A 22,210-nucleotide genomic window follows, 5' to 3' on the forward strand; every position below is an offset into this window, starting at 1 on the left:
AGGGGTGGTCGTGCCGGAAAATTCATCTCGGAAAAATTCGATTGGCCTGCACGGGTCAGAGGTGCGCGGAACCAATCAAAGCGGGATGCGGGCCCGGAACGAACGGCTGGTGTTGTCGCTTGTCCGGCGTCATCAGGCCCTTGCTAAGTCCGAGATTGCGCGCATGACCGGACTGTCGGCACAAACCGTTTCCGTCATCATGCGGCTGCTTGAGAAGGACGGATTGCTTTTGCGCGGCGAGCCGGTCCGCGGGAAAGTCGGGCAACCTTCCGTTCCCATGCGCCTCAACCCGGGTGGTGCGTTTTTCTTTGGGCTCAAGGTTGGGCGCCGCAGTACCGAGCTGGTTTTGACTGACTTTGTCGGAAATGTGCGGCAACGCGAGCGGCGAACCTATGACTATCCAACGCCGAAAGCCACTCTGGAGTTTTCCATACAGAGTCTGGGGAAAATGATGTCATCCATGTCGTCCGAGGCCAAAGGCAGGATTGCGGGTCTTGGAATTGCCATGCCGTTCTACCTGTGGGACTGGGCCCAGACCCTTCAGGTTCCTCAGGAAGAAATGGACCCGTGGCGCGTATCAGACCTGAAGGCCGACCTGGCTCGTCGCCTCGATATGCCGGTTTTTCTGCAAAATGACGCCACGGCGGCTTGTGGGGCGGAATTGGTGTTCGGTCCGGCCGATGGGCCAAGGGATTTCTTGTACTTCTATATCGGGTTTTTCATTGGCGGCGGTGTGGTTCTCAATGGTGCGATCTTTTCGGGGCGTGGAAACTCGGGGGCAATCGGCCCCCTGCCTGTGCCGGATGGTGCGGGCGGTGTCAGACCGCTTATCGACGTGGCCAGCTTGTATGTTCTCGAGCGTGCAATCACCACAGCAGGAGTAACGTCGCATTCCATCTGGGAATCGACCCGGCGTTGGGATGTGCCAAAAGTTCAACTGGAAAACTGGTTGAAACGGACGGCAAGCGGGATTGCCCATGCGATTGTCTCATCCTGTAGCCTGATAGATTTCGAATGCGTGAAGATTGACGGCTGGATGCCGCAGGAAATCAAGGCGAGTTTGGTTGAAATGGTCGAAGACAAACTGTCCAAGCTGAACCTGACCGGTCTTGAGCGCCCCGTGGTGCTGGAAGGGACCGTGGGCCCGGAAGCACGCTCACTGGGTGCGGCAAGCCTGCCGTTGTCGGAAAGGTATCTTTCAGAAGCTTAGGCATGAAATCATCCTGCTGCCTTGGATTTTTCACGAAGTCGATTTACCCGCCCGAACTGCCGAATTCAGCTTTTTTTCGACGGCCACGGCACATTTTCGTTGACCGAAGGCTGAGTTGTCTGGCAAGCCGCTCGGCATGTCCGGTTCCGGGGCTTGCTCTGGAATCAATAGGGAATGCGGTGCGGGCTCAGGCCCAATTCCGCAACTGCACCCGCAACTGTAAGCGGCGAGCAGGGCTGAAACGCCACTGGGGTTTGCCCGGGAAGGCCAGTCCAACGCTTTGACCCGCAAGTCAGGATACCTGCCGGACATGTGCCCTCTAACGGGCACTCCTAATCGGCGACGGGATGTGCGTCGGACCAGGATGCCTGAAAGGGTAATTTGGCGTCGAATGTCCTGTGGTCAAAACGAATTTCGCGCCGGGATTGGCGCGACGGGACAAGGACGACTGTTCATGAAAACGCTGCTCAGTGCAGCCGCTGCCGTGATGGCACTTCCTGCCATGGCAAATGCGCATTTCCTTTTGGAATACACCACCGACACCATGATCGAGAAACCGGGTGACGTGCCGGTCAAGCTGATTTTCTGGCATCCGTTCGAAAACGGCCATGTCATGGATCTGGAAAAGCCGCAGGAATTCTATGTGATCCACAACGGTGAAAAGACCGATTTGCTGGATACGCTGGAACCTATCCGGTTCACCGGCGGGCAAAACGAGGGCGCGGCGTTCAAAGGCAGTGTCCCGGTCAAACGGTCGGGTGACTATGTGCTGGTGACGGTTCCTCAGCCTTACTATGAAGAATCCGAAGACATCTATATCCAACAGCTCACCAAAGCCTTCCTGAACCGCAACGAATTACCGACCGACTGGATGAATCCCGTGGGTCTGCCGACCGAGATTGTCCCGCTGAACAAGCCGACCAACATCATCGCGGGTTCAACCTTCACGGGCCGTGTGCTGGCTGATGGTCAGCCGGTTGCGGGGGCCGAGATCGAGATCGAATACATGGCCGCCGAACCCGACATGGACAGCGCGGCCGCTTCTGCACCGAAAGTGTCCCCTATGCCGGGTGGTGCGGTGGTCGCCATATCTGACGACAACGGGTATTTTTCGTTCGGCGTTCCAAAAGCCGGCTACTGGGGTTTCGCAGCACTTGGTTCCGGCCCCGCAACCGAACATGAGGGCAAAGAACTCAGCCAGGATGCGGTGATCTGGATTCGCGCCTGGGATCTGGAGTAACCCCGAATGCACATCGTCGACGGAGCCCTTTCCAACCCGGTTGTTGTTGGCGGCGCCATAGCGGCCGCGGGTGGGATCGCCATGGGTCTCAGGTCTCTGGATCTTGATCGCATCCCCACTGCCGGTGTGCTGTCAGCCAGTTTCTTCGTAGCATCGTTGATCCACGTACCCATTGGTCCGTCGTCGGTCCATTTGATCCTCAACGGCATGGCCGGGCTGCTGCTTGGTTGGGCCGCATTCCCGGCTTTGTTCGTCGGGCTTTTGTTACAGGCGGTCTTTTTCGGCTTTGGCGGGTTGACGGTGCTGGGGATCAACACCGTCAATATCGCCCTGCCCGCGGTGGTGGCCGGAATGCTGTTCGGTCGTCTGATCGCGCGCGGGACACCTTTGCATGGTGCGATTTGGGGTGGTGTCGGCGGCGCATTTGCAATTGCGGCGACAACCGGCATGGTCGCGATTTCCCTGGCGCTGTCGGGGGATGAGTTCCTGCCCGCTGCCAAGCTTGTTTTCTTCGCCCATATTCCAGTCATGGCCATCGAGGCGATTTTGACCGGGTTCGCCGTCTTGTTGGCGCGCAAGGTCAAGCCCGAGTTGTTTTTCAGAGGAGCAACCACATGAAGCATCTGGTTGTCATACTGGCTGTGTGCTGTGCGCCCGTGCCTGCCCTGGCGCACAAGGTCATAGCCGGCGTTTTCGAGTCGGGAGACGTGATCGAGGGCGAGATCGGCTTTTCCAACGGTGATATGGCAAGCGGGACCGAGGTCATTGTCACCGGCCCGGACGGGGCCGAGCTGGGTCGATCGGTCACGGATGCGGACGGTTTCTTTGTCTACACGCCGACCTCGGCCGTGGCGCACACCTTCTTTGCCGACCTTGGCGCCGGGCATGTGGCCGAAGTCACGATGTCTGCCGAAGATGTCGCGCGGGTTCTGGGTGTTGCCGTGGCAGAAACCGGAAACTCGTCTTCGGCTGCTTTGACACCGGCCAGCGGTTCGGCGGCTTCTCTCAGCGTCGAAGAACAGCAGGTTATCGCTAAAGCCGTGCGTGATGAATTGCGCCCGCTCAGGCGCGAGATTGCGGCCTATCGCGAACAGAATGACCTGCAAACCATCCTTGGCGGGCTCGGCTACATCGTTGGTCTGTTCGGTCTGGGCTTTTACATGGCGGCCCGCCGCAAGCTGGCGTCCTGATGGCACACGTTCTGGGGCACCAAGAAAAAACACTGGCCGAAGCCGGTGACGGGCCGGACGGTCTGATCAGCCAGCTGGATCCCCGGATGCGTATCGTCATGGCGGTTGCTTTTGCTGTCGTGACCGTGGCGCTGTCATCCCTCGGCGCGCTTTGCGTGGCGCTGACAGTGTCGCTTTCGCTTCTGATAGTTTCCCGTCTGCCGTGGCGAAAGACGTTGAAGCGAATGGCCATGATGGATGGGTTCATCCTGTTCATGCTGGTCCTGCTGCCCTTTTCCATGCCCGGAGCCCCGATGTTCACGCTTTGGGGATTCCCCGCAAGCTGGCAGGGTTTCTGGAAAGCGGTCGAGATTGCTTTGACCGCCAATGCCGTGATCCTGTCCCTGATGGTTTTGGTCGGCACGATGGAGCCAGTCACTCTGGGTCACGCCTTGCATCGTCTGCGGTGCCCGGAAAAGTTGGTTTACCTGCTGATGTTCACGATCCGGTATATCGAGGTGTTGCGGGAAGAATACCTGCGCTTGCGCGCGGCCATGAAGGTGCGCGGTTTTCGGCCAGCAACAAACTGGCACACATATCGCAGCTTTGGCTACCTTGTGGGCATGATGCTTGTGCGCGCGATCGAAAGATCGGAACGCATCCTGGCCGCGATGAAGTGCCGGGGGTTTTCCGGGCGTATGCCGTTGCTTCAGGAATTTGCCCTGACCCGCGCGGACATTGTGTTTGCGGCTGGTTTCAGCGGTCTCTGCCTGGGTCTGATCATTCTGGAATTCGCATGACACTGATCGCGCTAGAAGACATCTGTTTTTCCTACCCCGGCCAGCCACCCGTTCTGGACGGGGCCAGCCTGAGCCTGAATGCCGGGCAGCGCCTGTCTCTGACGGGTCCGAACGGTGCGGGAAAATCGACGCTCCTGCGCATCACGCTTGGGTTGCAGCGCCCGAGTTCTGGCACCGTCACCGTTTTTGGTCAGAAACGCGTGGAAGAGGCCGATTTCCACGAAGTGCGCCGCCGGGTGGGGCTTGTATTTCAGGATGCGGACGATCAGCTGTTCTGCCCGACCGTCGCCGAAGACATCGCCTTTGGGCCGCTCAATCTGGGCAGGACCCGTGACGAAGCACTTGGCATTGTCGACAAAGTTCTGGGCGATCTGGACCTGATACACCTGAAGAACCGCATCACACACAAGTTGTCAGGCGGTGAAAAACGGCTGGTGACACTGGCGACGGTTCTGGCGATGGATCCCGAAGTGCTGTTGCTGGACGAACCGACGAATGCGCTGGATACGAAAAACGAAGCGCGCCTGCTGGAAATCCTGCGCGCGTTGCCACAGGCGATTCTGCTTGTCAGCCATTCGCCGGCGTTCCGCTTGGAACTGGCGCCCGATGAACTGGATCTTCGCGACGGGAAGCTGGTGCCGGTCTGACCTGTTCTCGTGGCAACCGGACATGGTGGTTTCAGAAATGCAATCACACCGCCTGAGCCTGGCCATGAATCCGACAGCAAGCCCAGTGCGTCGTCAGGCCTTGGCTATGTGCGCCTGCGGCTCATCAGCCCATATTTGACCGCCCATGCCCGAAAGGATCCGCGTCTGCGTCTGACCTGTTTCACAGGTTGCTTGGATTGCGCACCGCCTTTGCGGTTGAATTCGAACACGTCGATTATCCGCTCGGCACAGCCACAGGCTTCGCCCATGCCGACTTTGGCGAAATAGAATTTTTCGAAACGCTCGGGGTTGCGCATGGCCGACCTCCTGAATGCATTGAACCCCATGAAGGGCGCATTGCCAAATCACTTTCATGCGCTTCGTACAGCCGTGCTATGGCGTGGCGAACTCGCTTCCTGTCCAGACATTGTCCAGTTGATTGAAGACCGGCGAGGTAACGAGCATTTCGGCGGAATAAAGCAGATGCAGCTCATCCGCAAACCGTGTGACGCCCGGCACAAGCCCGGTGATATTGCGCCATTCTGCCCAGGTTCCGGGGTTCGACAGACTGGTCGGATTGCCAGGATCAGCGGGCTGGTGCCACCCGGCGGCGTTCAGCAGCGGCGTGAGCGCAAAGCGCGCATCATTGCTGTCGACCTCGGTACAGGCAGTGGCATCGCATTCCCAACTTGTCCAGTCCGCCGCCGCGATGGTTCCGGCGATCGGAGCGGCGGCGTCGATGACCCGAACCATAACCTCGAACCCGCCACCAGCCGTCGGACGGCTGAGCGACAGGGGGTCGGTGGCCACGGCATGCAGCACCGCGGTTGGTGCCAGGCTGAGTGTCCGGCCGATCAAAGCCAGCTGCGAGATGCCGTCGGTCACGAGGCCTGATCCGGCGGTCGGCAGGACCCTGACAGGTGTCAGGATCGGCACCGCGCCGCCACGTATCGCGATCTCCTGCAACGCATTGTCGAAGGCCGGAACGAAATCACTGCGGATCGTGAAGCTCAGCGGGAAACTGGCCTGCTGCGGACCAACGGGCCTTGCACCGTCGCGAGTGATGAAAGACATCGGCGGAACGGCACCCGGCTGCGGCAGCGAAATCTGCGGTCCTGCAATACCCAAAGCAGCCGCGATCATGCGTGCGCGCTGTTCGGCCTCACCATACTCGCTCAGCAGATTGATATAGCCGCCGATCTCGGTGATGTTGCGCGGCGCAGGGATGCGCGAAGGGGCAATATCGCCCGCAATGGCCAGCCTATGGGCAATCACCTCACGGGCGCGCTGGATCGCCGGAGAGTTGGTCGTTTCAAGAATGTTGATGATCGCCTCGGCAAGGCTTTCATCAATTCCCGGTTTGTCCGTCACATTTGTGCTCGTGTCACTCATTGTCATCCTCCGCAGGAGCGTTCAGGCCATTGAGGAAATCCAGCACCGACTGGCTGCCGGCCTTGGTCGCGCTGCCGTCATCAGCATCCGCATTTGCCTTGGTGAAGGCCCCGAAAAGCTTGGCCAGAAGCAGCGTGTTGGACGGGTTGGCCAAAGCCGCAGCCCCGCCGGGGAAATCCTTGAACAGGTTTTGAACGAAACCGGCCTGGTTGCCATCCGGTTGCCCGCCGATCAGCGTGGAAACACCCGAGGCGTTCTTGGCAATATCCTCAAACCCCTTGATCTTGGCGGCATTGCTGGCGTCAAATGCCTTCTTGTCAGCGGCGGCCTTCTTGGCTTCTTCCTCTTTGCGGGCGGCAGCGATTTCCTGACCTTTACCCGCAAGTTCCGTGGCCTTTCCAACCAGCTCCTTGGTCAGATCCGTCGCCGTGTCGATGGCCTTGTCCCGACCGGCGGCGACCGATTGCGTTTCAAGCGCCAGTTGCGCCTGCAACTCCTTCAGGCCTGTCAGATCAGTTCCCGCCCGCGCAAGATCGGGCGCAGCCTTGAGGATTTCGGCCAGTTGCGACGTGGGCACAGCCTGGCCGGTGCCAATGTCGCCTCCTGCAATGGTCAGCGTGTTCGAAGGCTGGTTGTTCGGCAGGTCTGACGGCGCACGGGTACCAAAGATGGCGTCACTGTCAGCAGGCAGGACCGGCGCGTCGCCAACCGGCGGCGGTGTCGGGCTGTCCTGCCAGTTCCAGAAGCGGCGGTGGTCGATCATCTCGCAGGAATTGCAGCGACCCAGTACAGCCTCGCCCAACAGGCCCCTGGTCGGCAGCGAGATCGTGCGGCGCGGTGGCCGGAAATCCTCGCGGTGGAAGGCCAGAAGACTGTCCTGAATATCACCGGTCCGCATCTCCATCCGGTCGGCCAGATCGGGCGGGATCGAGAAGGGCATGATCATGGCATTGCCATAGAACCCAAGCACCTTATTCTGAACGGTGCTGAGCAGCGATATCTCGCTTGAGGCATCGTCCAGCCCGCCTTCCGGTACCCCGATGGTGAAACGCTCCAGCAGGATCGCACGTTCTTCGTCCGTCATGCTGGCCCAGATCACGCGGGAATAGCGAACGGTGTTGGCTACAACATGCTGGTACATTTCTTCGATGCGGCGCAGATCCCGGCGTGACAGAACGTCCGGCACTTCCTGTACGGAATAGGGCAGGGTCGCAGGCAAAGCCTGGAATGTGTTGTCGTCAACGATGGTCTGTGCGTCCTCATTCATGCGCGCTTCGAACTCGCTGATCATCGGCGCGCCGACCAGATCGTCGAAATCCGAACCTGAAATCGTCGTGTGAAGGCTCCGGTTGATGTTGCGCGTGGCGCGATCCAGATCATCCGCATCTTCCAGATTCGAGATATGCTCCCAAATGTTGAAGATGTTGATCGGGTCCGGGCCGGTATAGAATGAATAGGCAAAAGAGCCCGTCCGCCTGCGCAACTCGACGCGGGCGATGTCAGAACGTTCGACCGAGCGGGGCAAAGCCACGGATCCGGTATAAGTCCGCCGGTTGGTTGGATCACGGCGTGCGTCAGCCAGCCGAACCAGCAGGTTTTCGCGTGTCTCGGCAGGCAAGTCATGCAGGTTGTCGATGTCGATCGGCGATCCGGTCAGGGGCACTGGCCCAACACGGTCTCCATCCTGCGTGAAGATCACCGCGGATATGTCATCATTGGGCATGAAAGTGCCCTGAGCCTCGAAGCTGACGATGTCCTGCGCGACACCCGGAGCATTCTGAGGTGTCGCGTCCTTGTCCGCATAAAACTCCTCGAGCAGTTTCAGCGCCGTGCGGAATCTGCGGCGGTTTCGGAACACGCGGCGGAAAACGTCTGCGTGGCGCAGGATCACTTTGTATCGGCTCAACAATCCGGACCGCGTGACATTGCCCGGCAACTGGTCGCCTTGACCCAAGCGGCGGAAACGGATGAGCTGCATCGGTACGAAGACCACTAACTGAACGCCTTCGATGCGCGTTTCCAAGGAAAAATCGCGCAGCACCTCGAACCATTGCATGGTCATCGCGTGGCAATGGTTACGGTTGGCCACAAACTTGGTCGTCGCCGTACGCCGGTCACTTGCCGTCGCCGTGCGTACACTGGTCCGAGCGGAACTGCGCTTGACCGAAGCGGCCCGTTCCAACGCGGCCGAGAATGTCTCGTGCGTGTCCGACAGAAAATCGCGTGACGTGTTCTGCGTGTTGGACGAACTGCCTGACGAGTTGGAGCTGGAACGGGCGCCGCTGAAACCGACCCCACCCACTATGGCCCCGATGCCGCCGAACAGGCCGCCACCAATGCCGCCGGCGCCCCCGAAGCTTTTTGTGGACGCCTTGGTCGAGAAAGAGGATGTTCCACGGATCACTTCGTCCAATGCGGTTTCGAATGTGCTGTCGAAAGAGGTATCGCGCGCCTCTTCGAATTCCTGTTGTTCCTCGAAGGTCAGGCTTTCGCGTTCGCGCACGGTCAGGGTTTCGCGCTGTTCCGACACAACGATCCGTTGTTCCTCGCCCGGGGCAAGCGGCAGGGAATAGACCAGACGCCCCAATGACATCCCGGCGTGAACGGCGGTTGAACGCATCTTGGCGATATAGCCAAGCGCCAGGCTGGAAGCTTTTGGCACATCCTGCGGGCGCTGTTCCAAGTCTTCGAAAAAATCCTCGATATCAATGGGTTCGTCAATCGGTATCCGATCGCGGAAATCCCAGTCTCCGCCGTCATTGTTGAATGCGCTCAACAATGTTTCGGCAGAAAGATTGGCCTGTGCAAAGGTGCCGCCCGGAATTGTCGTGACAAAGCGATTGCCGCCAACAGGACGGGTGCGAACGATGTTCTTCGGCCCGACAAGCGGGTCAATCAGCCGATAAAGAACCGAATAACGCCGCCGCGAAACCGTGCCTCCTTCGGTTCGGTATTCCGAAGCGCAATCACCTTCGCCCAGCACGATAGGTGCCTGCGTGCCGGCGAAGTCGGATATGTTTTCTTCCGCATCCTCGGGATCTACCGGCAGAATATCGGCAAGCTCACCCAGGATCGAGCGCTGTAAAGGGAGGACAGTGCGATCCAGCACCACGAGGCCCAATTCGCCATCCAATGCATCAATGCGCGGCACTGCCTCTGTCAGAGTGGTGTTCTGTCCGCGGATCCGCAATCTGAGGCCATTTTGCGGCAAGCGCAGATTGGGCAGATCAAGCGAAAACAGGCCCCGGGCATCGGTAACGGCGGCTTTTACAGCCCAGGAAAAATCCGCGTTGTCGATGCCTTCACTGGCGGTAAAGGTTGGGCGCAGCGCTTCAACGATTACCCGCTCGGCAGGGGTGCCGTCGGGATTGATCAGTTCTCCGCGCAGTTTCGGGGCAAGGGTTGGGACGACAGCGCCCAGAAACCCGTCGGCCAGATCCTTGCGAATGGTTTCGAGCTGACGAAAGACTGCACCAGTGGCCTGCACGCGCTGATCGACCAGATCGTTGATCACCTCGGCAGACAGGTCAATGCCGACACCACGGCGCAGCGCCTTGAGCTTCTCGGCTTCGACGCGCCTGAGATCGTCAATGCTGTCAGCCGTAAAACCGGCCGATCCTGAGAGTTCCGCCGAGATCGTGGGATTGGGTCGAGAGGTCGGAAGGGACAGCGTAATGCGCGGGGGCTCACTGCTGGAGTCGGACATGAAGTCACCTCGTAGGAAAGCGCTGCAAGAAACTGAGTGCCGGGAAAAATCAAATCTCGAAAGTTGACCCAACGTAACATGTTTCAGGGATTCGCAAAAGAAACGCCCGGGCCCGGCTTTTGCGCGATGCGTTTCGAACGCAGGTTCCAAAATGCCATGCAGCAAAGGATTTGGTGATTACTTCGTGAAACCGGTTGCCTTCAGCTTCTGCGCCAGCAGGCTCATTTGCTTGTAAATTTCACCTGCATCGCGGTGCCACGCCGCTACATCCGCGCCCTGCTGGGCAACGACCTCTGCGTCCCCTCTTGCCGCCGGACCGGTCAGGGCAGCCTGCGGGCCGAGAAGGTCGACGTTTTCGACTGTGCTGCTCAACAATCCAGCGTTGAGCTTGCGGGCAGTTTCGTCCGGCACACCCGCCTCGGCCCACGCCTCGCGGGCGATGGCCTGCAAGACAACGGCGAAGTTGTTCGATATCACAGCGGCTGCATGATACAGGCTTTTGCTTTCAGACCGGATGGGGAAACAGGTAGCTCCCAACCCTTCCAGAAGCGGCTGAATGAATGCTGTGGCGTCTTCGTCGCCTTCCAACCCGCACAGCGCTTCTTTGAATTGCGCGGCAGCGGCCTGTGGATCGGCGAAGGACAGGACGGGATGAACGCTGGCCAGAGACCATGAGAGGCTTCGCAATGGCGCCAGTTGCTCGGCAGGAAAATAGCCGCTGCAATGGAACGCCACTGAAGGCTTCCCGGTTTCTTCTTGGTTCTCGAGCGCCTGTTTCAATTCGTGGGCCACCGCAGAAATTTGCGTGTCAGGTACTGATATGATCCACAGATCAGCTGGCCGCAAATCTGCATAGCTTGCTGCAACGCGCCCGGTTTTGGACAATTGGGCGGCTTCACTTGCAGACTGAAAGGATGTGCTCAGAATATCCTGGATACGGCAGCCATCAGTGCCATCCAGTAGGCGGATCAGCGTTTTGCCGACCCGCCCGGCACCGACAACGTTGATTGTGATTTCAGTCATCTGGGCTCTCTGTTCTTGTCATCTAGTCCGCCCCACGGTGGGACGAATAGAAAAACGCAATGGCTTGAGTTCTGTTTTTGACGTTCAGCTTCTCATAGATATTTGACAGGTGGAACTTGACCGTGTTGGTGGATATCTGAAGTTCCTTGGACAGTTCCCGGTTCGACATGCCTTGCGCCAAAGCCTCCAAAATGGCGCGTTCCTTGCGCGACAGGCTTTGAATCGGATCCTGTTTCATCTTCCTGACGTCGATGAACGGAAACACCATCTTGCCTGCTGCCACTTCGGCACAGGTCTCAAGAAGGCCTTCGACCTCGCCCGAGCGGGCAGCAAATCCAGCGGCGCCCGCCTGCATCGCCAATCGCGGGACATCCCCAGAGGCATCGCCATAGATGACAAAGCGCGGCGCATCGGCCTGATCGCGCAGCACCTCGATCAGTTTGGCGGCGCCCAGGGCCGGAAGCGTCCAGTCCACGACACCGACCTGAACGGGTATCCGCATCACCGTTCCCAGAAACCCTTCTGCCGTGGCTGACGTGGCGACCAGAGAGAATCGGGGATCACGTTCGAAAATTTCCGACATGGCCGACAGAACCAGCGGGTTGCTGTCCGCAAGCATGATGTCGATGGGTTTGCCCGATGTCTCAACCATATGATTTTGCCCATATTTTACAAAATACTACCCAAAAGGGTGGGGAAGATTTTGGTATACCGTCGTATTTTTGCCAAAACGGGTAGGAAATTACCCACACTATTAGCCATCCAAAAGCAGTAGTAAGTTACGTTGCGCCATCCGGCAAGCTCGCGTTTTCTGATCGGTATCTTGAACCATCAGGCCGCAATGCCCGGCCAACAGCCGAGGATGTCAGACCATGACCTTTCAGATTTTCCCTCCGCTCGAAATTCCCGAGACCCTTGCCGCAGGGCCGGGGCCGGGCAATACGGATGTGCGTGTCCTGAAAGCCTTCGCCGGCGCAGGTGTCGCCGATCACATGCAGGGCGATGTCCTAAGGGGCATGATCGAATGCAAGCACATGCTGCGTGAAATCTGGGGCACCCGGAACGCTTATACGTTCGCTGTCGCCGGTACCGGCTGGAGCGCTCTGGACACCATGTTTTCGGCCGTCATGCCCGGTGACAAGGTTGTTGCCTTCACCAACGGCACATTCTCGGGGATCGACGCGCTGACGCTGCGGATCAAGGCGGCAACGCCCGCCGAGCACGCGGCCAGCCCGCTTGACCCACAGGCGGCGAGTGTCACGGTGGTCGAGGTTCCGCATGGCCAGCCGGTGACGACTGAACTGGTGGAAGCCACTCTGGCCGAACACAAGCCGAAATGGGCCTTTATGGCGCATTGGGAAACCGGATCGGGCAGGGTGAACGATCTGCGCGGTTTCTCGGACGCATGTGAACGTCATGGTGCCATGGGGCTGATCGATGCGGTCTCGTCACTGGGTGTCGAAGACTTTTCGATCGATGACTTTCCGGGTGTCGCGGGTTGGGCATCCTGTCCGCAGAAAGGCCTGTGCTGCCTGCCGCTGACCTATGCCCCTGTCAGCTTTACCGATGCCTATATCGAGGCGCTGAAATCCACGGGTGCCTATACCTATGTGCACAATCCGATCTTCGAGGCCCGCCACTGGGGCATCGTCGATGGGCAGGACGTGGAAAAGGGCACCTATCACCGGACCCATTCCGGATATGCGGTTGCGGCGTTCCACGAGTCATTGCGCCTGACCTTGCAGGAAGGTCTGGCCAAGCGGTCGATGTCTTACCGGACGCATGAAAAGGTTCTTCGCGACGCGGTGACCGAGATGGGGTGCAAGGTCACCTCGGACATGCCCAGCCTGATCGTTCTCAACCTGCCTTCCGAGCTTTCTGGCCGCGAGATGGAACTGGTGCAGAACTGCCGCGCCCGCGGTTTTGGCATCTGGCCCACCTTAAGCGAACCGGTGCAGGTGCGCATCGGCATCCTAAATCAATTGAATCGCGAGGCCGTCAGCCGGATCGTGCGCCTGTTCGCCGAAGCCATTCGTGAGCTGGGTGGAGAGGTCGATCAGGACGCAATCGAAGACCTGCTGGAAAGCCGTTACGGCACTTCAATAGCTGCGTAAACAGGAGCGCATCAGATGGATATCCACGAATACCAGGCGAAAGAAGTTCTTTCGAAATTCGGCGTCGAGGTGCCCGCGGGCGCGCTTGCCTACAGCCCCGAACAGGCGGCCTACCGGGCGCGCGAACTGGGTGGCGACAAATGGATTGTCAAGGCGCAGGTCCATGCAGGCGGGCGCGGCAAGGCCGGAGGGGTCAAGCTCTGCAACAGCGAAAACGAAATCTACAAGGCTTGCGATGATCTGTTCGGTCGCAAACTGGTGACGCATCAGACGGGTCCTGAAGGCAAAGGCATCTATCGTGTCTACGTCGAAGCCGCAGTGCCGATTGACCGGGAAATCTACCTTGGCTTTGTTTTGGATCGCTCCAGCCAGCGGGTGATGATCGTCGCCTCGTCCGAAGGCGGGATGGAGATCGAAGATATCTCGGCCGACCGCCCCGACAGCATTGTCAGGTCCATCGTGGAACCGGCCGTCGGGCTTCAGGAGTTTCAGGCCCGTGAAATCGCCTTCAATCTTGGGGTTGAAGCCAAACTGATCCAGCAAATGGTGCGGACGTTGCAGGGCTGTTATGCCGCCTTCAGCAATCTTGACGCAACGATGGTCGAAATCAATCCGCTGGTCATCACGGGTGACGACCGGGTTCTGGCGCTTGACGCCAAGATGAGCTTTGACGACAACGCCCTGTTCCGCCATCCGCAAATCTCTGAACTGCGTGACAAAAGCCAGGAAGACCCGCGCGAAAGCCGCGCAGCCGACCGCGGCCTGTCTTATGTCGGGTTGGACGGAAATATCGGCTGCATCGTCAATGGTGCCGGTCTGGCGATGGCCACGATGGACACGATCAAGCTGGCCGGTGGCGAGCCTGCAAACTTCCTCGACATCGGCGGTGGGGCCTCGCCCGAACGTGTGGCCAAGGCGTTTCGTCTGGTCCTGTCGGACGACAATGTTCAGGCCATTCTGGTCAACATCTTCGCCGGTATCAACCGCTGCGACTGGGTGGCCGAAGGCGTCGTTCAGGCGCTGCGGGAACTTGACCTCGATCTGCCCGTCGTCGTGCGGCTGGCTGGAACAAACGTCGAAGAGGGTCAGAAGATTCTGGCCAAGTCCGGCCTGCCGATCATTCGCGCCACAACGCTGATGGAGGCGGCAGAACGCGCTGTTGGCGCATGGAAAAACGACCTAACTCAAGGCACCAAGATGAGGGCTGTGAAATGAGCATTCTTCTCGACCGTGACTCGCGCGTCATCGTGCAGGGCATCACCGGCCGCATGGCCCGGTTCCATACCAAGGACATGTTGAACTATGGCACCAATGTCGTGGGCGGCGTCGTACCCGGCAAAGGCGGGGAAACCGTCGAAGGTGTTCCGGTCTTTGACACCGTCAAACAGGCTGTCGAGGCGACCGGCGCGGATGCCAGCCTTGTTTTTGTGCCCCCGCCATTTGCGGCTGATTCAATCATGGAAGCAGCAGATGCCGGTATCCGCTACTGCGTCTGCATCACCGACGGGATTCCGGCGCAGGACATGATCCGGGTGAAACGGTACATGTACCGCTATCCGAAAGAGAAACGCATGGTGCTGACCGGGCCGAACTGTGCCGGTACGATCTCGCCCGGAAAGGCGTTGCTGGGCATCATGCCGGGTCACATCTATCTGCCCGGCCATGTCGGCATCATCGGCCGCTCGGGCACGCTGGGCTATGAGGCTGCGGCGCAGCTGAAAGAACGCGGCATCGGTGTCTCGACCAGTGTCGGGATTGGTGGCGACCCGATCAACGGGTCATCCTTCAAGGACATCCTGCAGCGGTTCGAAGGGGACGAGGACACCCATGTCATCGCCATGATCGGCGAGATCGGCGGCCCACAGGAAGCTGAAGCTGCCGAATACATCCGCGACCACATCACCAAGCCGGTGATTGCCTATGTCGCGGGTCTGACCGCTCCGAAGGGCCGCACCATGGGGCACGCGGGCGCGATCATCTCGGCCTTCGGCGAAAGTGCCAGCGAAAAGGTCGAGATCCTGTCCGCCGCAGGTGTCACCGTGGCCGAAAACCCTGCCGTGATCGGTGAGACGATCGCCCGCGTGATGGAGGCTGCGTGATGGTCAAACCTTCGGTTCTGGTTACCCGTCGCTGGCCCGCTGCCGTCGAGGCGCAGCTGGCCGAGCACTACAACACCGTATTGAACACCGGCGACAAACCCATGTCCCCGGCTGAAATCCGGCAGGCGTTGAAATCCTATGACGCCGTGCTGCCCACGGTAACGGATACGCTGAGCGCCGAGGCGCTGGATGTGCCGGGTGTGCAGACGAAAATCCTTGCCAATTATGGCGTCGGCTACAGCCATATCTGCGAGCCGTCGGCTCGAGAATTGGGTATGACCGTGACCAACACGCCCGACGTTCTGTCCGAGTGCACCGCCGATATCGCCATGACGTTGCTGTTGATGGTGGCGCGTCGGGCAGGTGAGGGCGAACGCGAGCTGCGTGCAGGTCAGTGGACAGGATGGCGGCCCACGCATCTGGTCGGAACCAAGGTCAGCGGCAAGACACTGGGCATCATCGGATATGGCCGCATCGGACAGGAGATGGCCCGCCGTGCGCATCACGGGTTCGGCATGGACGTGCTGGTTTGCAACCGTAGCGCGGTATCGCCCTATGTTCTCGCCGAATGCAACGCAAGACAGGTGGACACCATCGATGACCTGCTGCCGCAATGTGACTTCGTTTCACTGCACTGTCCGGGGGGCGCAGCCAACCGCCATCTGATCAATTCGCGCAGGCTTGGCCTGATGAAGCCTGACGCTTTCCTGATCAACACCGCACGGGGCGAAGTGATCGACGAATGGGCGCTGATCCAGGCGTTGATGTTCGACATGATCGGCGGCGCTGCATTGGATGTATTCGATGGTGAACCGCGTGTCAGCCCGGACCTGTTGCAATGCGACAACCTCGTCATGTTGCCGCATCTGGGCAGCGCGACCCGCGAAGCGCGCGAGGCGATGGGGTTCCGGGTTCTCGACAATCTGAGCGATTTCTTCGAAGGCCGCGAACCTCGGGACCGCGTGATCTGAGGCCACCTTCAAACATCACGCAATGGCGACCAACGCAGCCGTGGCTGCGTTGCGTTCCTCTATAAGGAGATATAACCAGTGAATGCCCCGCACCGTTCAGACGGATTTTTCACCCAGTCCCTTTCTGATCGTGATCCCGAGCTTTTTGGCTCGATCACGTCGGAACTGGGCCGCCAGCGCGACGAGATCGAGCTGATCGCGTCCGAGAACATCGTCTCTGCCGCCGTGATGGAGGCGCAGGGCTCGGTGATGACCAACAAATACGCCGAAGGCTATCCCGGCCGTCGCTATTATGGCGGCTGCCAGTTCGTCGACATCGCCGAAAACCTGGCCATCGACCGCGCCAAACAGCTGTTTGGCTGTGAATTCGCCAATGTGCAGCCCAATTCCGGCTCTCAGGCCAACCAGGGCGTGTTTCAGGCGCTGATCAAACCCGGCGACACCATTCTGGGCATGAGCCTGGATGCCGGTGGCCACCTGACCCACGGCGCCCGCCCGAACCAGTCGGGCAAGTGGTTCAACGCGGTGCAATACGGCGTGCGCCAGCAGGACAACATGCTGGACTATGATCAGGTCGAAGCGCTGGCGAAAGAGCACCAGCCCAAGCTGATCATCGCCGGTGGCTCGGCCATCCCGCGTCAGATCGACTTTGCCCGCATGCGTCAGATCGCCGACATGGTCGGTGCCTATCTGCATGTGGACATGGCGCATTTCGCCGGTCTGGTGGCAGCAGGCGAACATCCCAGCCCGTTCCCGCATGCGCATGTGGCGACCACCACCACACACAAGACCCTGCGCGGTCCGCGTGGCGGCATGATCCTGACCAATGATGAAGATATCGCCAAGAAAGTGAATTCGGCGATTTTCCCCGGCATTCAGGGCGGCCCGCTGATGCATGTGATTGCCGCCAAGGCCGTGGCCTTTGGCGAGGCGCTGCAACCGGCCTTCAAGGACTATGTCAAGCAGGTGATCACCAACGCGCAGGCGCTGTCGGATCAGCTGATCAAGGGCGGTCTGGACACGGTGACCCACGGCACCGACACGCATGTGGTGCTGGTCGACCTGCGCCCCAAGGGTGTCAAGGGCAACGCCACCGAGAAGGCCCTGGGCCGGGCGCATATCACCTGCAACAAGAACGGCGTGCCGTTTGATCCCGAAAAGCCGACCATCACGTCGGGCATCCGTCTGGGCTCACCCGCCGGCACCACCCGCGGCTTCGGCGAGGTCGAATTCCGCCAGATCGCCGACTGGATCATCGAGGTCGTCGACGGCCTGGCCGCCAATGGCGAAGACGGCAACGGCGCGGTGGAAGCCAAGGTCAAGGCCGAAGTCGCAGACCTCTGCGCCAAATTCCCGATCTATCCGAACCTGTAAGACGAAGGACCCGAATCCATGAGCTTTCATTCCATTGACCAAGCCCCAGCCCGCCTGAACCGAAGTGAATTGGCCGTGCCCGGCAGCCAACCCGGAATGTTTGAAAAGGCAGCCAAATCCGATGTGGACGTCATTTTCCTTGATCTGGAAGACGCGGTTGCACCGGATGAAAAGGAACAGGCCCGCAGGAACATCATTCAGGCGCTGAACGATATCGACTGGGGCAACAAGACCATGTCGGTCCGGATCAATGGTCTGGACACCCATTACATGTATCGGGACGTCGTGGATGTTGTCGAACAAGCGGGCCAGCGGCTGGACCTGATCATGATCCCCAAGGTCGGAACTGCTGCGGATGTCTATGCCATCGATATGCTGGTGACCCAGATCGAAGACGCCAAGGGTTACAAAAAACGGATCGGGTTCGAACACATCATCGAAACCGCGCTTGGCATGCAGAATGTCAGTGAGATTGCGGCAGCATCTAAGCGCAATGAAAGCTTGCACTTCGGTGTGGCTGACTATGCGGCCTCGACCCGTGCGCGCACCACGATCATCGGTGGTGTGAACCCGGACTATTCCGTTTTGACCGATGCAGACCTCGAGGGCGGTCGCCAGACCCATTGGGGTGACATGTGGCATTATGCACTGGCCCGCATGGTGGTTGCGGCGCGCGCCAACGGGCTGCGTCCGATTGATGGGCCTTTTGGCGATTTTCAGGACCCGGACGGTTACAAGGCTGCCGCAAAACGTGCCGCCGTTCTGGGCTGCGAGGGCAAATGGGCCATTCATCCAAGCCAGATCGCACTTGCCAACGAGGTGATGTCGCCGTCCGACGCCGAGGTCAACAAGGCGCAGCGCATTCTTGTTGCCATGGCAGAGGCCGAGGCAGACGGAAAAGGCGCTGTTTCGCTGGACGGTCGACTGATTGATTACGCCTCGATCCGTCAGGCCGAAGTGCTGGTGGAAAAGGCAAGCCAGATTGCTGCGGCGTGAACCAAACCAGAGTTGCGTGGGCAAATTGCCCACGCGATGTCATTGCCCGTTGCGCAAGCCGAAAAATTGCTAGGATCTTTCCGGCGCCATCGACCCCATGAAGCGACGGTCTCGCACATCATCCGGGCTGGTTTTGTAGCAGCGTTGAAACGCACGTTTCAAAGCGACGGTCGATGAAAAACCAGTGGCCGCCGAGATTTCGATCTGCGACATGTTCGTGAACTGCAACAGGTTCTGCGCCCGTTCCAGACGAAGCTCTTTGTACGTGGAAAGAAGCTTTGCACCGGTTTTGCTCAGGAACCGCCGTTGCAGCTGCCGCGTCGAGGTTTTGAGCAAACGGGAAAGATCGGAGATCGTCAGAGGATCTTCGATGTTCTCCTGCATCGCATCCAAAGTACGCACCACCAGAAGATCGCCTTTTGCCCTGTGCACCAACCGGGCGGCCAACCTGCTTTCGTGTTTTTGCGTGGGTTCGGTCAGACCGATATAGCTGCGCAATGCGTCCGCTATATGCTCTCCGTGATCCATGGACACAAACTCGGACAACAACCGCAACGCGCTCAGCCTGCTGTTCGCGCTGTGGGGGTGCCCGTCGGGGGCCAGATGGGTTGCCGCGCCGCAGCTTTCCAATCCGCTTTCCAGCGCGGCTGCGGCAAAGTTCGGATGAACCGCAACAATGTTTCGGCCCGCTCTGCCCAGTTGCACCAGCAACAGGACAGCTCCGCCGACCAGAACGGTCCTTGAAGACAGGTTGAGAACTTGCGAAATCCAGCTTCTGCGCGGACCGGAAACGTCCCAGTTGTTCTCCAGGTCGCCCCAGAAAATTGCCGTCCGACCTGCCCAATAAAGAGGCCCGCCGACCGAGTCATTTCCGGACACCCGGAGATTGACGACGTAAGAGCAGTTTTCGACCAGGCTGTTCAGAGCGTGATAGAACTCGACGACGATTTCAGCCGATGCCAGCGCCCGTGTGTCGCTGAGGATAACATCGATGTATTTTAATCTTTCGGGCACCTCTGGCCCTGTCTTTGCCAGGTGGGCGCGATCATTTGCGAGGACATAGTGTTTCATTGTTCCTCCATCGAATTGACGAGAGGCAGCGCCTCGCAGGACGCTGCCCTCTTTTTCGGATTTCAATCCGCCAGGGCAAAACGCGGATTGCTACGCCCGGTTACCTATTCCGCGGCTTCCTCATACGCCTCCATTGGGGGGCATGTGCAGACGAGGTTTCTGTCGCCATATGCGTTGTCGACGCGGTTGACGGGGGACCAGTATTTGTCGACGCCCATGGAACCCGGCGGGAAGCAGGCCTGTTCGCGGGTGTAGGGGCGGTCCCAGTCGCCGACCAGATCGCGCACCGTGTGGGGGGCGTTTTTCAGCGGGTTGTTCTCCGCATCGATCTTGCCGTCGATGATGTCCTGCGCCTCGGACCGGATCGAGAGCATGGCGTCGCAGAAGCGGTCCAGCTCGGCCATGGGTTCCGATTCCGTGGGTTCCACCATCAGGGTGCCGGCCACCGGCCAGCTCATCGTTGGGGCGTGGAAGCCTGAATCGACCAGGCGCTTGGCGATGTCGTCGACGGTGACATGCGCCTCGGCGTCCAGCGGTCTTGTGTCGAGGATGCATTCATGCGCCACCCGGCCCGTTTCCGATGTGTAGAGGATCGGGTAGGCATCCTTCAGCCGCGCTGCGATGTAGTTGGCGTTCAGGATCGCCACCTTGGTCGCCTGCGTCAGACCCGCGCCGCCCATCAGCAGCACATAGGCCCATGAGACGGGAAGGATCGACGGAGACCCGAACGGCGCCGCCGAGACCGGCCCCACGGCGGTGCCGTATTCCGGGTGGCCCGGCAGGTGCTCGGCCAGATGCGCCTTGACGCCGATCGGACCCATGCCGGGGCCGCCGCCGCCATGCGGGATGCAGAAGGTCTTGTGCAGGTTCAGGTGGCTGACATCGCCGCCAATGTCTCCCGGACGCGACAGACCGACCATGGCGTTCATATTGGCGCCGTCGATATAGACCTGACCGCCGTGATCATGGGTGATCTGGCAGACCTCCTGCACGGTGGTCTCGAACACGCCATGGGTGGACGGGTAGGTGATCATGCAGGCGGCCAGATGATCGGAGTGCTTTTCCGCCTTGGCGCGGAAGTCGTTCAGATCAATGTTGCCCTTCTCATCCGCCTGCACTGGCACAACCTGCCAGCCCACCATCTGGGCCGAGGCCGGGTTGGTGCCATGGGCCGAGGTTGGGATCAGGCAGACATTGCGGTGCCCTTCGCCGCGCGCAAAGTGATAATTGCGGATGGTCAGAAGCCCCGCATATTCGCCCTGCGCGCCCGAGTTGGGCTGCTGGCTGATCGCGTCATAGCCGGTGATCTGGCACAGCTTGTCGTTCAGATCGGCGATCATCTCGTGATAGCCCTGCGCCTGATCCTGCGGAACAAACGGGTGCAGGTTGCCGAACTCGGGCCAGGTGACCGGGATCATCTCGATCGTGGCGTTCAGCTTCATGGTGCAGGAGCCCAGCGGGATCATCGCCCGGTCCAGCGCCAGGTCGCGGTCGGCCAGACGGCGCATATAGCGCGTGATCTCGGCCTCGGCCCGGTTCTGGTGGAAGATCGGGTGGGTCAGATAGGCGCTTTCGCGCAGCGCGTAGTCCGGCAGACGATATGCGCGGTTCTTCTTGCTGTCATCCTTCTTGTCGATGCCGAAGGCACCCCAGACCGCCTCGATGGTCTCGGGCCGGGTCTGTTCGTCCAGGCTGATGCCCACTTTCGTATCGCCGACCTTGCGCAGGTTCACACCGCGGGCCACGGCGGCCTCCATCACCACGTTCTGCAGGTGTCCGACCTCGACCGTGATGGTGTCGAAGAACACTTCGGGTTCAACCGCAAAGCCCGCCTCTTCCAGACCGGCGGCCAGGCGCGAGGTCTTGCGGTGCACCGATTGCGCGATGGCCTTGATGCCGTCGGGGCCGTGATAGACCGCATACATCGAGGCAATCACCGCCAGCAGCGCCTGCGCGGTGCAGACGTTCGAGTTGGCTTTCTCACGGCGGATGTGCTGCTCACGCGTCTGCAGCGACAGGCGGTAGGCCTTGTTGCCACGGCTGTCGATGGACACGCCGATGATCCGGCCCGGCATGGATCGCTTCAGCTTGTCGGTGGTCGCCATGTAAGCGGCGTGCGGGCCGCCATAGCCCATCGGAACGCCAAAGCGCTGGGTCGAGCCGATGGCGATATCCGCGCCCATCTCGCCCGGTGACTTCAGCAGCGCCAGCGACAGGATGTCGGCCGCCACGATAGCGATGGCTTTATGTTCATGCAGGGCCGCGATCTCGTTCGTGAAGTCGCGCACATGGCCGTGGGTGCCCGGGTACTGGAAGATCGCGCCAAAGACGGAACCTGCATCCAGCGTATCGGGATCGGCGACTTGCACGTCGATGCCCAGCGGCTCGGCGCGGGTTT

Annotated in this window: 19 protein-coding genes and 1 riboswitch; of the genes, 12 read left to right on the forward strand and 7 right to left on the reverse strand. The window is 59.8% G+C overall.

The window, feature by feature from the left end; translation table 11 throughout:
* Positions 1-85 precede the first annotated feature (85 nt).
* The 6 genes from AC2FNN_RS12375 (at position 86) to AC2FNN_RS12400 (ending at position 5,066) form a co-directional block, all read left to right on the forward strand.
* Entirely contained in the window at positions 86-1,210 is a 1,125-nt protein-coding gene (locus AC2FNN_RS12375) for an ROK family transcriptional regulator (RefSeq protein WP_496758896.1), read from the forward strand.
* Between the two features lie 124 nt (positions 1,211-1,334).
* Positions 1,335-1,533, forward strand: a riboswitch (cobalamin riboswitch).
* A gap of 131 nt (positions 1,534-1,664) precedes the next feature.
* Entirely contained in the window at positions 1,665-2,450 is a 786-nt protein-coding gene (locus tag AC2FNN_RS12380; RefSeq protein WP_496758880.1) for a DUF4198 domain-containing protein, read from the forward strand.
* Between the two features lie 6 nt (positions 2,451-2,456).
* Positions 2,457-3,068 carry a cobalt transporter CbiM gene (gene cbiM, locus AC2FNN_RS12385; protein ID WP_170347453.1) on the forward strand — a complete coding sequence of 204 codons (612 nt, stop codon included), beginning with the start codon at positions 2,457-2,459 and terminating at the stop codon, positions 3,066-3,068.
* Positions 3,065-3,640, forward strand: a complete 576-nt coding sequence (locus tag AC2FNN_RS12390) for a NikL family nickel/cobalt ECF transporter subunit (protein ID WP_496758881.1) — start codon at positions 3,065-3,067, stop codon at positions 3,638-3,640. Before cbiM ends, AC2FNN_RS12390 begins: the two co-directional genes overlap by 4 nt.
* Positions 3,640-4,419 (forward strand): cobalt ECF transporter T component CbiQ, encoded by a 780-nt coding sequence (gene cbiQ / locus AC2FNN_RS12395; protein WP_257601327.1) that lies wholly within the window; start codon positions 3,640-3,642, stop codon positions 4,417-4,419. Before AC2FNN_RS12390 ends, cbiQ begins: the two co-directional genes overlap by 1 nt.
* The gene (locus tag AC2FNN_RS12400) at positions 4,416-5,066 is read left to right on the forward strand and encodes an energy-coupling factor ABC transporter ATP-binding protein (protein ID WP_496758882.1); all 651 of its coding nucleotides are present in this window, start codon (positions 4,416-4,418) and stop codon (positions 5,064-5,066) included. Before cbiQ ends, AC2FNN_RS12400 begins: the two co-directional genes overlap by 4 nt.
* 104 nt (positions 5,067-5,170) lie before the next feature.
* Here the strand turns inward: AC2FNN_RS12400 and AC2FNN_RS12405 are convergent, their stop codons facing one another.
* The 5 genes from AC2FNN_RS12405 to AC2FNN_RS12425 all read right to left on the reverse strand — a co-directional run bounded on the left by AC2FNN_RS12405 (position 5,171) and on the right by AC2FNN_RS12425 (position 11,839).
* Entirely contained in the window at positions 5,171-5,383 is a 213-nt protein-coding gene (locus tag AC2FNN_RS12405; RefSeq protein ID WP_496758883.1) for a hypothetical protein, read from the reverse strand.
* A gap of 76 nt (positions 5,384-5,459) precedes the next feature.
* The gene (locus AC2FNN_RS12410; RefSeq protein WP_496758884.1) at positions 5,460-6,458 is read right to left on the reverse strand and encodes a hypothetical protein; all 999 of its coding nucleotides are present in this window, start codon (positions 6,456-6,458) and stop codon (positions 5,460-5,462) included.
* Positions 6,451-10,164 (reverse strand): hypothetical protein, encoded by a 3,714-nt coding sequence (locus tag AC2FNN_RS12415; RefSeq protein WP_496758885.1) that lies wholly within the window; start codon positions 10,162-10,164, stop codon positions 6,451-6,453. Before AC2FNN_RS12415 ends, AC2FNN_RS12410 begins: the two co-directional genes overlap by 8 nt.
* Before the next feature lie 177 nt (positions 10,165-10,341).
* Positions 10,342-11,187 (reverse strand): Rossmann-like and DUF2520 domain-containing protein, encoded by an 846-nt coding sequence (locus AC2FNN_RS12420; protein WP_496758886.1) that lies wholly within the window; start codon positions 11,185-11,187, stop codon positions 10,342-10,344.
* Between the two features lie 22 nt (positions 11,188-11,209).
* Positions 11,210-11,839 carry a response regulator transcription factor gene (locus AC2FNN_RS12425; RefSeq protein ID WP_496758887.1) on the reverse strand — a complete coding sequence of 210 codons (630 nt, stop codon included), beginning with the start codon at positions 11,837-11,839 and terminating at the stop codon, positions 11,210-11,212.
* Positions 11,840-12,059: 220 nt separating this feature from the next.
* Here AC2FNN_RS12425 and AC2FNN_RS12430 point away from each other — a divergent pair, with 220 nt between their 5' ends.
* The 6 genes from AC2FNN_RS12430 to AC2FNN_RS12455 all read left to right on the forward strand — a co-directional run bounded on the left by AC2FNN_RS12430 (position 12,060) and on the right by AC2FNN_RS12455 (position 18,741).
* Entirely contained in the window at positions 12,060-13,301 is a 1,242-nt protein-coding gene (locus tag AC2FNN_RS12430) for a pyridoxal-phosphate-dependent aminotransferase family protein (protein ID WP_496758888.1), read from the forward strand.
* Between the two features lie 15 nt (positions 13,302-13,316).
* The gene (locus AC2FNN_RS12435) at positions 13,317-14,516 is read left to right on the forward strand and encodes a malate--CoA ligase subunit beta (RefSeq protein WP_496758889.1); all 1,200 of its coding nucleotides are present in this window, start codon (positions 13,317-13,319) and stop codon (positions 14,514-14,516) included.
* Entirely contained in the window at positions 14,513-15,400 is an 888-nt protein-coding gene (gene sucD, locus AC2FNN_RS12440) for a succinate--CoA ligase subunit alpha (RefSeq protein ID WP_496758890.1), read from the forward strand. Before AC2FNN_RS12435 ends, sucD begins: the two co-directional genes overlap by 4 nt.
* Positions 15,400-16,371, forward strand: coding sequence for a 2-hydroxyacid dehydrogenase (locus AC2FNN_RS12445; protein WP_496758891.1), 972 nt, complete (start codon positions 15,400-15,402; stop codon positions 16,369-16,371). Before sucD ends, AC2FNN_RS12445 begins: the two co-directional genes overlap by 1 nt.
* A 78-nt stretch (positions 16,372-16,449) precedes the next feature.
* Positions 16,450-17,745: a serine hydroxymethyltransferase gene (gene glyA, locus AC2FNN_RS12450; protein WP_496758892.1), complete on the forward strand. Its 1,296-nt coding sequence runs from the start codon at positions 16,450-16,452 to the stop codon at positions 17,743-17,745.
* A gap of 18 nt (positions 17,746-17,763) precedes the next feature.
* Entirely contained in the window at positions 17,764-18,741 is a 978-nt protein-coding gene (locus tag AC2FNN_RS12455; protein WP_496758893.1) for an HpcH/HpaI aldolase/citrate lyase family protein, read from the forward strand.
* 69 nt (positions 18,742-18,810) lie between these two features.
* Here AC2FNN_RS12455 and AC2FNN_RS12460 read toward each other — a convergent pair whose 3' ends face one another.
* The gene (locus AC2FNN_RS12460) at positions 18,811-19,812 is read right to left on the reverse strand and encodes a helix-turn-helix domain-containing protein (protein WP_496758894.1); all 1,002 of its coding nucleotides are present in this window, start codon (positions 19,810-19,812) and stop codon (positions 18,811-18,813) included.
* A gap of 104 nt (positions 19,813-19,916) precedes the next feature.
* Positions 19,917-22,210 (reverse strand): aminomethyl-transferring glycine dehydrogenase (gene gcvP / locus AC2FNN_RS12465; protein ID WP_496758895.1); only part of this gene is annotated, 2,294 nt, incomplete at its 5' end.

It is taken from the genome of Ruegeria sp. BHSA118 (assembly GCF_059613405.1).